A 10,441-nucleotide genomic window follows, 5' to 3' on the forward strand; every position below is an offset into this window, starting at 1 on the left:
CCTTCATTTTTCAAGGATTCACCCAAACGCTTGGCATTATCAATAATTTTTTGAGCATACTCATTAAAATCTTCTTCTAGTGCTTCACCAAACGCAACCGCTTTTGCCGCAATAACGTGCATCAACGGACCGCCTTGGATACCCGGGAAGATTGATTTATCAATTTTCTTGGCAAATTCTTCTTTACAAAGAATCATACCGCCGCGAGGACCGCGAAGTGTTTTGTGTGTAGTAGTTGTAACAAAGTCTGCATATGGAACGGGACTTTGATGAAGACCTGCTGCAACTAAACCAGCGATGTGCGCCATATCAACCATTAGGTAGGCACCCACTTCATCAGCAATTTCTCTAAATCGTTTAAAATCAATTTCGCGTGGATAGGCACTCGCACCCGCAACAATTAATTTAGGCTTATGTTGGCGTGCCTTTTCAAAAACGTCGTTATAATCAATTCGATGGTTTTCAGGATCAACACCATATTCAACAAAGTTATATTGTACACCACTGAAGTTTACAGGGCTGCCATGTGTTAAGTGTCCGCCATGCGATAAATTCATGCCGAGCACGGTATCTCCAGCTTCCAGCACTGTAAAATACACCGCCATATTCGCTTGTGCACCCGAATGCGGCTGAACGTTTACATGCTCAGCTCCGAAGATTTTTTTCGCGCGGTCCCGCGCAAGATCTTCAACGATATCAACGTATTCGCATCCGCCGTAATAGCGTTTGCCAGGATATCCTTCTGCGTATTTATTTGTCAAAACAGATCCTTGAGCTTCCATTACTGCTTCACTCACAAAGTTTTCAGAGGCAATTAGTTCAATCTTGCTTCTTTGACGCCCTAATTCCTGCTGGATTGCTTTGTACACTTGTTCATCTTGCTTTGCTAAACGGTTCATTCGGATATCCTCCTTGTGATTGACTGTACAAACGCCTTTGACACGTAAATACGAACGACGTAATTAGCCGTCCTCTTAAATTTCCTCTTTCATTTTACCATGTTGCACTAAAGAGTGGTAGTCTCGAGTTTTTTTATTATTTCGAACATTTAACAGAAAAATAATAACTATTGTTCGTCTTATCTTTAATTTTAGTTCTTTTTTCTCTGTATTCCAGCCATTAATAAACTAATTTACTTATTATCAAACAACTACAAAAATTCACCAATCAATAAGTAAACCCGGTTTCCAAATAGGAACCGGGTGCGTTTTACGTACAATGTTTATTCTCTTCAAGAGCTTTATAAATCGCGCGCTCTCCGCCAATCAATTTAGGACGGGTCTTTGCCATCGTGACATGAGCCGAACCGATCTCTTTAATCGAGGTACGAATTGGAACTGCAACCTGTTTCAGATGCATTCCAATAAATGTATCGCCAATATCGATTCCTGCATCAGCTTGTATTTGTTCGACTACAACTGGATCGTTAAACCGGCGATACGCGTATGACGCCATGGCCCCTCCCGCTGTTCGGACTGGAATGACTGAAACAATACCGTAGTTTTTTCGTTCAGCCGTTTCACGTTCTACTACGATTGCTCGATTTAAATGTTCACAGCATTGAAACGCGAGTTCGATTTTCGTCTTACTCTGCAGGTCCGACAGTTCATCAAAAATAACTTCCGCTACTTTATCTGTTCCCGCGCTGCCGATTTGTTCACCAATCACTTCACTTGTACTGCAGCCTATAATCAGCACCTGTTTTTCTTTAAGCTGGGCTTCATTTTGGAATTCGTGTACTAAGGTTTTCAAGTGATTTTTCCATATCGTAAGTTCCGTTTTTAAAGAAGATTCCATTGTCATAAAAGACAGCAACCCTTCCCGTTACAGATCCTAATTATTTTGTTCTTCGTATTCTGTTATTTTGCCGATTCGATTGGCGTGTCGTCCACCTTCAAAATCAGATGTCAGCCAAGCTTTCGCAATCTCTCTTGCTAAACCAGGTCCAATTACACGCTCACCCATAGCTAGAACATTACTATCATTATGTTCACGAGTTACTTTAGCCGTAAACACGTCATGAACTAGTGCACATCGGATGCCTTTTACCTTGTTAGCAGAAATACTCATACCAATTCCAGTCCCGCAAATTAAGATACCGCGGTCAAATTCACCTGAAGCTACTTTTTTCGCTACAGGAAGGGCATAGTCTGGATAATCGACTGATGTTGAGCAATCACATCCAAAGTCCTCATAGTTGATTTCAAGCTCGTCGAGTAAATTTTTTATTTCTTCACGGAGTTGAATTCCTCCGTGGTCAGAAGCAATTGCCACTTTCATGATAAATTTCCTCCTCATAATAGCTATAATCGTCTCTTTATTGTGTCACAAAAAACAGCAAAGATAAAGCCGCGTGAGCAGATTGATTTTTAATTCAGTTTGGTAAGATTCTTCAGGTATTTCCTAACTTATTTTACACCTGAAAACGTACGATTGTTTGCTTTAACTTATCCGCTTGTCCTTTTAATTCATGGACTAGTTGATCGACTTGCTCAATAACCTGTGTCTGTTCTTGCGTTGCTGAAGTGACTTCTTCAGCCCCTGCTGAAGTCTCTTCAGCAATGGCTGCAACTTCCTGAGACTGATGAGACGTTTCATGAATGCTATCCATCTGACGACTGACAAGTTTAGTAATTTCCTGAACATCATTAACCACATGATGAACCGCTATTGTCACTTCCTCAATGGCTGCATTTGTTTCCGCACCTTTTTTTGCTTCTTGATTAGCTGAGGTCACTTGATCGCTGATTTGTTGTACCACACCCTGTACATCTGATTGTATGGTCTGAATCAAAACGGAAATCCCCTTCACAGCGTTCGCACTTTCATCAGCAAGCTTTCGTACTTCTTCTGCAACAACAGCAAAGCCTTTACCATGGTCACCTGCCCGGGCTGCTTCGATTGATGCATTTAAAGCTAATAAGTTGGTTTGTCCAGCAATATCCCCCACCAGCTGGATAATCTGCTCCACCTTCTTTGCATTTTCCTCCAAACGCTTTACCGCTTGCAGCGACTCACGATTTTCCTCTGCCAACAATTGAATCCCCGAGACCAGTGAATTTATTACATCTTTACTTTTTTCCAGCTCAGAGACCATTACATGTGAAGTCTCAGCCGAACTATTTGCTTTTCTTTGGACTTCTTGGGCAATCCGTATGACATCCTCGACCGATTCAGCTGTATTCTGGATGGATACAGCCGAACTATCTGCACCTTGAGATATTTCCTCAATTGTTCGGTAAATTGTTTCTGCCTGTTCAGCAGCATGAGAAGACTTACTTGATATGTGAATTACTTTTTCATTGGTTTCTGTAAAATTTTCATCAATGGTATTAACCATTTCCCGCAAGTTAGACAGCATCAAATTAAATGCGTTACCAAGAGAACGGATTTCATCGTCAGTTTTTGAAACGTCCACATCTTCCCTAATATCCCCAACAGCTGCCTTTAACGCGACCTTTTCAAGTCTTCGAAGCGGATTAACAATCAACCCTGCTGCAAAAAAAGCCAGGACACTCGACCAGATGATACCGAGCAATAACGTACCAAAAGCAAACGCCGTCTCATTCCATTCATTAAAAAACAGTGGATACACCAAATAGATACATAGAGCGCTTGTTGTATACGTAATGAATGCTAAAGCAGTAATAAACAGCACAAGTTTCTTTCGCAGACCAAATTTATAGTGCGTCTTTTTTTCTCCCAATTTCAGATCCCCCTGTTACTTTGCTATTCTCTCAACTTTCTTAGCAGCCCATCAATCAACCCATCTAGTTCATTGAAGGTTTGTTTATATCGTTCAACCGACCCGCCAAATGGATCAATAACATCTCGATTAATCTGATCACTTATAACAAATTCTTTTAAGGTAAATGTTTTATCCATGGCACGCGGATATGCGTTCATAATCAGTGCTTTATGGCTTTCCGTCATCGTAAAAATATGTGTTGCCCACTCAATTTCAGAGTCGGTTAAAAGCTGCGATGAATGCACATGCTCAAGACTATTCTGTTTCATAACGTTCTTAGCATGACTAGACGCATCCTGACCCGCTTCAGCATATACACCAGCGGACTTTACTTCGATTTCTGGAATTTGTTTATTTTTTAAAATCGCTTCGGCCATAGGGCTTCGACACGTATTGCCGGTGCAGACAAATAAGACTCTATACATTCTAAACCCTCCTTTCTACGACTTTATACTAGTTTTATCTCCTATTCACTTACTATACATATCGACCATAATAGGGAAAAATCAAACGCATTCTTACATTTAATACAAATTATATTTGAGACAGGGTCACAAGTAAGGGGGAAGTACACAAAAAAACAAGCAAAACTCATGCTTGTTTTTTTGTGTATCATCATTATATATTTTTAGAAATTAAACTGGCTATAGCTAGCTAAATGGAAAAAAGGAGTTTTAGACCAAAGGCAAAAAGGACACTTCCGCCAAGTAATTCGCTATACACGCCTAAGTACCCTTGAACCCTTCTGCCAATCAACAACCCCAACCAAGTTAAAATCGTTGCAGCCATCCCAAAGCACATAACGGTCACAATTGTCCGGGCACCATAAATCCCAAGGGAAAGTCCGACCGAAAAGCTATCGAGACTGACGCTCAGTGCAAATAGAAGCAGGCCTGGTCCTATAGGAGCAAGTAACGGACCATCCCCTTCTCTCAAAGCCGAAATAAACATTTGTATACCTAAAAAAAGGAGTAAAAATCCACCGGCATAGTTGGCAAAGACTCCAAATTGACCTGAAATGAACCTGCCGGCGGCCATCCCTGCAATCGGCATCAATATATGAAAAAATCCGACTGTCAGGCCAATAAAAAATATCTGGCGCAACCGGAGCTTGAACATTCCCATTCCAAGCCCAATCGAAAAGGCATCCATTCCTAAGGCAAATGCCATGATCAATAATGTGACAAGTTCTCCAGCGGCTGATTCCAAACAATTCCCCTCCCCGGACATGCATATATCATGTTATGCATGTCCGAAAAAGATTAGAAGAAAAGAAATCTATTCGCTGATAATTTGATGGCCCGCAGCTTTTACTAAACGATTCATGATTGCTTCGCCAATACCGGCATCCGGGAAGCTTTCACTTAAAATTAAATCCACGTCAAGTTCGTCAAACGCTCGCAGCGTGTCATACAAACCCGCAGCAACTGTTTTTAAATCAGCGAGCGTTCCCGGACACATAATCCAATCTGCGTCATAGGCTTGTTCATGCTCTTTTGCTGCTAAGACCGCTACCTTCATACCCGCTGCTCTTTTTTCATTAACCAACTGCTGTAAAAAAGCTTGGTCACCTTTAACAAGGACTAAGGGTGCTTTTGGTGCATAGTGCGTATATTTCATACCAGGAGATTTCGGTACAGCCGACGTTTGTTTCAAGGCAGGATCTTGAGTAACCGGTCCAATCACGGACTCTATTTCTTCTCTAGTAATGCCCCCGGGACGAAAAATAACGGGGATGCTTTCTGTACAATCAATGACAGTCGACTCAACACCTACTCCAGTTGGTCCACCATCGACAATTCCAGCAATTTTTCCATTTAAATCATCGTGAACATGACCCGCCGTAGTTGGACTAGGCTTCCCCGAGGTATTCGCACTTGGTGCCGCTATAGGTAAACCACTCGCACTGATTAAACTAAGTGCAACGGGGTGGTCAGGCATACGAACCCCTACTGTATCTAAGCCAGCCGTAACCAAATCGGATAAGACATTTGGCTTTTTTTCAAAAATAATCGTTAACGGTCCCGGCCAGAAGTAATTCATCAGGTCCTTCGCTTTTTGCGGTATCACCGTTGCAATATCTTGTAATTGTTCAATAGAAGCAATGTGAACAATCAGCGGATTATCACTAGGACGTCCTTTTGCTTCGAATATTTTTTGGACCGCTTCATCGCTCTGAGCATTTGCTCCTAGTCCATAAACAGTCTCTGTTGGAAAAGCAATAACCTCATTTTTTCTTAACTTATCTGCAGGCTGTGCGATTTGTGGATAACTTTTAAGATTATCCACATTCTTATCCACTAACCAGAGTTTTGTTTCCACAATAAACACCTTCGCTCTTCTCGTTGGTTTTTTATTCGACAAAATCAGCTATCATCCGTGTTTTTCAAAAATTCTTCTTTGAAAGTATAAAAGAACTGAAAAAAGAAAACAAGTGTTATCCACAAATTGTGGATAACACTTGTTAAACTGTGGATAAAGTTGTGGATAGAATAACGTTTTTAGAGAATTCTGTGCATAAATTGGCAATTTTCTAGTTTTTTAAGCTTTTCCACATGTGGAGAACTTTTTATTTCTTCCGGCAGCTGTTTGATTTCTGCTTCCGTAAAGCCAAAGGACTTAAAAAATTGAATCGATGATATTTTATCCGTTGCCATGTATAATGACTCTAATTTATGCATACTTGCTGATACGAGCAAGTGCTCAATTAAGAACGGGATTTTTTCTTTAGGAAAAGAACTAGCAAAAACACAAGAACGAAGCAGCCCATATTTACCGCATGGTATCAGTCCAGCTGCTCCTATTAAACGGCCGTTTTGGTTTTTCGCGATGAGATAATAATCATACTGATTTTGCACTTCTTCCACATTCAGTTTGGCTGAACCTAGAAACTCAATTAGTTCATCCACATCTTCTTCACTTGCCTGCAAAAAAACAGCTGACATCCAATCCGCTCCTTTTCTTTCTTACTAGCGTATGAATAGGAGGGGAAACTAGAACCATTAAAAGAGATCCGTAAATAATTCTGCAAAGAAGGATTTCACGACAACGGGTGACTCTTCCTCACCAGTATACACATTGGCAGTAGCCACATCGTCTGCATTACTATCCTCGACTGTTTCTGGTTCGCTCTCTGACTCTTTATCTGCAGGTTGAGTCGTTATTTCTTCTGCAACCTCAACAGGGGTTTCTTTCGATTCAACTGATGTCTGCCCCGATGTGTCTGTATCTTCAACGAAAGGTGTCTGACTGACAGCTGTTCCATTTGAAAAATCTAAGAAACACAGAGGTGGAAATAATACACACCACCAGTTAGCTCCTTCTCCGGCACCGAGCGTGATGACGATTGCTTCGTAAACACCTGCAGGATACAAATACTGACCATATAGCTTAGTCGGGAAATCCGCTTTTCCAAATTCAACAGTGACTGACTGATTAAGCCCTTCACGTTTGACTACTTCTTCTGCTGTCGCTTGAATTTCAGGAAGATGGCTGGTAATTACCTTTCGAGCTTCATCAATCGAGGTAAGATCTTGTACCCATGCTGTGATATCTTGGTTCACTTCATCCCGAATTAACCGTTTTACAGTTTGGTCATTCTGTTCATCACTATTGGCTAATATTCTTAGTCTGATGGCTTCATTAGGTATCATAACTGCTGCCTGTGCATCGACGCTTTCAACCTTCGGTGTATATAAACTTAAAATGGTTCCACAAGTAAGTAGTAATAAATAAAATAAGGCCAGATATTTTTTGTTCATTTCCTCTCCCCCTCACAAAAAATAGTCTCGCCATATTCTCTCTATCTTAAACTAGTAAAAAATAAAAAGAGTCGTTCCACGGCTTCGAGAAACCGTACGGATACGGCACTCGAATCATGAAATCGACTCTTTTACATTTATTCTTTCAGCTCTGCAAAGACCATACGATCTTTTCTGTTAATATCGAATTCAACAGAGACGGCTGCATCAGGAAAAGCAGATTTAAGCATTTCTGCCACTGCTTCTCCCTGACCCGCTCCTACTTCAAACCCGATTAATCCCGGGCGATTCATCACACACGGTAACTCTGTCATAAACCGACGATAAAAATCAAGGCCGTCAACACCCGCAAATAACGCTCGATGCGGTTCATGGCCGGTCACAACAACCGACATTGTTTTCTCATCATCATCGGGAATATAAGGAGGATTTGAAAGGACAATATCAAAACGGCGGCCCTGACTTATAAACGTTGATAATAAATCGGCTTCGATAAATTCAACATCAGCATCAAGCCGCTTCGCATTCTCCTTAGCTACATCAAGTGAAGCGGAAGCAATATCTGAAGCCGTAACGCTAAGCTCCGGTGCCTCTAGCTTCATCGTAATCGCAATCGCGCCGCTTCCAGTTCCAATGTCCGCTAGGTTTAGATGGTTGTTTGTAGAAAAGATTTTTTTCAGTCTATATACCGTCTGCTCAATTAATTCTTCCGTTTCGGGCCTCGGAATCAATACCTCTTCATTTACTAAGTAGGTTCTTCCATAAAACTCTTCACTGCCAATTAAGTACTGCACTGGAGTCCCTGCACAATGTTCCGCTACTTTTTGTTGAAATTCAATCCAAATAGGCTCATCTAACACACTTTGTAACTCTGCAAGCAGCTGTGACCTTTCCATACCCAGTAAATGTCTTAACAACAGTTCTCCTGCATTTGCATCCCGCTCATGACTTAGTAAAAAAGAAGAAGCCCACTTCAGGGCTTCATAAACCTTTATGCTGTCTTTATTCTTCTGCATTTTGTAGTCTCGCTGATTGGTCTGCCACAATTAATGCATCAATGACCTCATCGATTTTTCCTTCCATAATCTGATCAAGCTTTTGGATGGTCAAACCGATTCTATGGTCCGTTACGCGGTTTTGCGGGAAATTGTACGTACGGATTCGTTCAGAACGGTCTCCTGTTCCTACAGCTTGCTTACGATTCTGGTCATATTCAGCTTGAACTTCACGCTGAATCTTATCGTAAACACGGGCACGCAGTACCTTCATTGCTTTTTCTTTGTTTTTAATCTGAGATTTTTCATCTTGGCAGGATACCACCGTCATGGTAGGAAGGTGAGTTAACCGAACCGCTGACATGGTCGTATTAACACTTTGTCCTCCAGGTCCGCTTGATGTAAACGTGTCTGTCCGAATATCTTTCTCATGAATATTCACTTCAACTTCTTCAGCCTCAGGAAGCACAGCTACTGTAGCTGTTGAGGTATGAATTCTTCCACCCGATTCGGTTTCTGGGACACGTTGAACACGGTGAGCACCATTTTCAAATTTAAGTTTAGAAAACGCACCATTTCCGTTAACCATAAAGATAATTTCTTTATATCCGCCTAAACCTGTAGGATTGGCATCAATAACTTCCGTTTTCCAGCCTTGCACCTCAGCAAAACGGCTGTACATACGATATAGACTCCCAGCAAAAAGGGCAGCCTCGTCACCACCGGCAGCTCCACGAATTTCAACAATAACGTTTTTGTCATCATTCGGATCTTTTGGAATAAGAAGAATCCGAAGCTTTTCTTCCAATACCTTCATATTATCTTCAAGCTCATGAACTTCTTCCTTCACCATGTCACGCATGTCAGAATCAAGCTTTTCATCAAGCATCATCTTAGCTTCTTGGTACTGTTCCCGAATAATTTTATATTCTTTATAAGCCATAACCGTGTCTTGAATGTTGGATTGTTCCTTAGAGAATTCTCTAAGCTTGTTATTGTCATTAATGACTGCAGGGTCGCTTAATAATTCATTTAATCTTTCATATCTATCTTCCACTGCCTGTAAACGATCTATCACAATCTTCACCTCATAATTTCCGAGTATCCTTATTCCCGCCACTCGCTGGGACATTATATACTTGATTGGCCATTCGGCTTTCAATCCATTTCTTTAATTATAGTATAGGTGAATAAACAACGTCAAAGGCAATGAAATATCCATCAGTAAATTTCACCCAAAATCTCAATCACTTATCAAGCTGTATATTGAAGTCATAACCTGGAATCGTATTCCTCAATAAATTATGGATTCTTATTTTTTCTTTCTTCCATTCTTCTTTTGAGTCGATTTTGCCGCGGCTGTCCACTTTTACCGTGATCGTCTCTCCATTCACCCAAACTTGCTTTGCTTCGTATGGTGTCGTCATCCTTACCACATATTTAACATTTTCAATATCTTCCCCAATGTCTTGGGAAACAACAGCGGTACTGCGATTGTTGTTCATGCTTTGATCAACCGTATGATCAGGATATCGATCATTGTATCGCTGAGAAACTTGTCTCGGATTGTTGGTCATTTGCTCCATCTCATTGCTCTCCTGTTTGTCTGCCGCATTATCATTTGAACAGCCAGAAGCCAAAGTGAACATACAGGCTGTCAGCAGCCATTTATACTTCTTATTCTTCATGGATGTATCCTCCTGTTTTTCTTATTTGGCGTTAGCTTGCCCAAAATAATCAGGAACATCCATATTTTTTTAAAAAACCACAAAGAAAAAGCCCGAAGACGATAGTCTCCAAACTAAGACTGTAGACAAACTCGAGTGAGATTTAAAATCGAGATGTTGATTTCCATTCCAGGCGCTTCGCTTTCCGCGGGCGGGCGGTGAGCCGCATCAATGCTCACGCTCCTTCGGGGTCTCACCTGTCCCGCTGTT

General features: G+C 41.2%; 12 protein-coding genes. All 12 read right to left on the reverse strand.

The window, feature by feature from the left end:
- Positions 1 to 899: serine hydroxymethyltransferase (gene glyA, locus AC52RT_RS06190; RefSeq protein WP_495539938.1), on the reverse strand; the 899-nt coding region annotated here is incomplete at its 3' end.
- Between the two features lie 310 nt (positions 900 to 1,209).
- Positions 1,210 to 1,797 carry a TIGR01440 family protein gene (locus AC52RT_RS06195; RefSeq protein ID WP_495539939.1) on the reverse strand — a complete coding sequence of 196 codons (588 nt, stop codon included), beginning with the start codon at positions 1,795 to 1,797 and terminating at the stop codon, positions 1,210 to 1,212.
- Between the two features lie 36 nt (positions 1,798 to 1,833).
- The gene (gene rpiB, locus AC52RT_RS06200) at positions 1,834 to 2,280 is read right to left on the reverse strand and encodes a ribose 5-phosphate isomerase B (protein WP_495539940.1); all 447 of its coding nucleotides are present in this window, start codon (positions 2,278 to 2,280) and stop codon (positions 1,834 to 1,836) included.
- Between the two features lie 133 nt (positions 2,281 to 2,413).
- Positions 2,414 to 3,706 carry a methyl-accepting chemotaxis protein gene (locus tag AC52RT_RS06205; protein ID WP_495539941.1) on the reverse strand — a complete coding sequence of 431 codons (1,293 nt, stop codon included), beginning with the start codon at positions 3,704 to 3,706 and terminating at the stop codon, positions 2,414 to 2,416.
- 23 nt (positions 3,707 to 3,729) lie between these two features.
- Positions 3,730 to 4,173 (reverse strand): low molecular weight protein arginine phosphatase, encoded by a 444-nt coding sequence (locus AC52RT_RS06210; RefSeq protein WP_495539942.1) that lies wholly within the window; start codon positions 4,171 to 4,173, stop codon positions 3,730 to 3,732.
- Positions 4,174 to 4,402: 229 nt separating this feature from the next.
- On the reverse strand, positions 4,403 to 4,918 hold the full coding sequence (locus tag AC52RT_RS06215; RefSeq protein ID WP_495539948.1) for a manganese efflux pump MntP: 516 nt from the start codon (positions 4,916 to 4,918) through the stop codon (positions 4,403 to 4,405).
- Between the two features lie 108 nt (positions 4,919 to 5,026).
- Positions 5,027 to 6,070 carry an L-threonylcarbamoyladenylate synthase gene (locus AC52RT_RS06220; protein WP_495539949.1) on the reverse strand — a complete coding sequence of 348 codons (1,044 nt, stop codon included), beginning with the start codon at positions 6,068 to 6,070 and terminating at the stop codon, positions 5,027 to 5,029.
- 179 nt (positions 6,071 to 6,249) lie between these two features.
- Entirely contained in the window at positions 6,250 to 6,693 is a 444-nt protein-coding gene (locus tag AC52RT_RS06225) for a GNAT family N-acetyltransferase (protein WP_495539943.1), read from the reverse strand.
- Between the two features lie 57 nt (positions 6,694 to 6,750).
- On the reverse strand, positions 6,751 to 7,509 hold the full coding sequence (spoIIR, locus tag AC52RT_RS06230; protein ID WP_495539944.1) for a stage II sporulation protein R: 759 nt from the start codon (positions 7,507 to 7,509) through the stop codon (positions 6,751 to 6,753).
- Between the two features lie 137 nt (positions 7,510 to 7,646).
- Positions 7,647 to 8,525 carry a peptide chain release factor N(5)-glutamine methyltransferase gene (gene prmC / locus AC52RT_RS06235; RefSeq protein WP_495539945.1) on the reverse strand — a complete coding sequence of 293 codons (879 nt, stop codon included), beginning with the start codon at positions 8,523 to 8,525 and terminating at the stop codon, positions 7,647 to 7,649.
- A complete protein-coding gene (prfA, locus tag AC52RT_RS06240; protein WP_495539946.1) occupies positions 8,512 to 9,582 on the reverse strand; it encodes a peptide chain release factor 1 in 1,071 nt (356 codons plus the stop codon). The genes prmC and prfA overlap by 14 nt, the downstream gene beginning before the upstream one ends.
- 169 nt (positions 9,583 to 9,751) lie before the next feature.
- Positions 9,752 to 10,192, reverse strand: a complete 441-nt coding sequence (locus tag AC52RT_RS06245; RefSeq protein ID WP_495539947.1) for a hypothetical protein — start codon at positions 10,190 to 10,192, stop codon at positions 9,752 to 9,754.
- Between the last annotated feature and the right edge of the window lie 249 nt (positions 10,193 to 10,441).

It is taken from the genome of Peribacillus sp. (assembly GCF_059453735.1).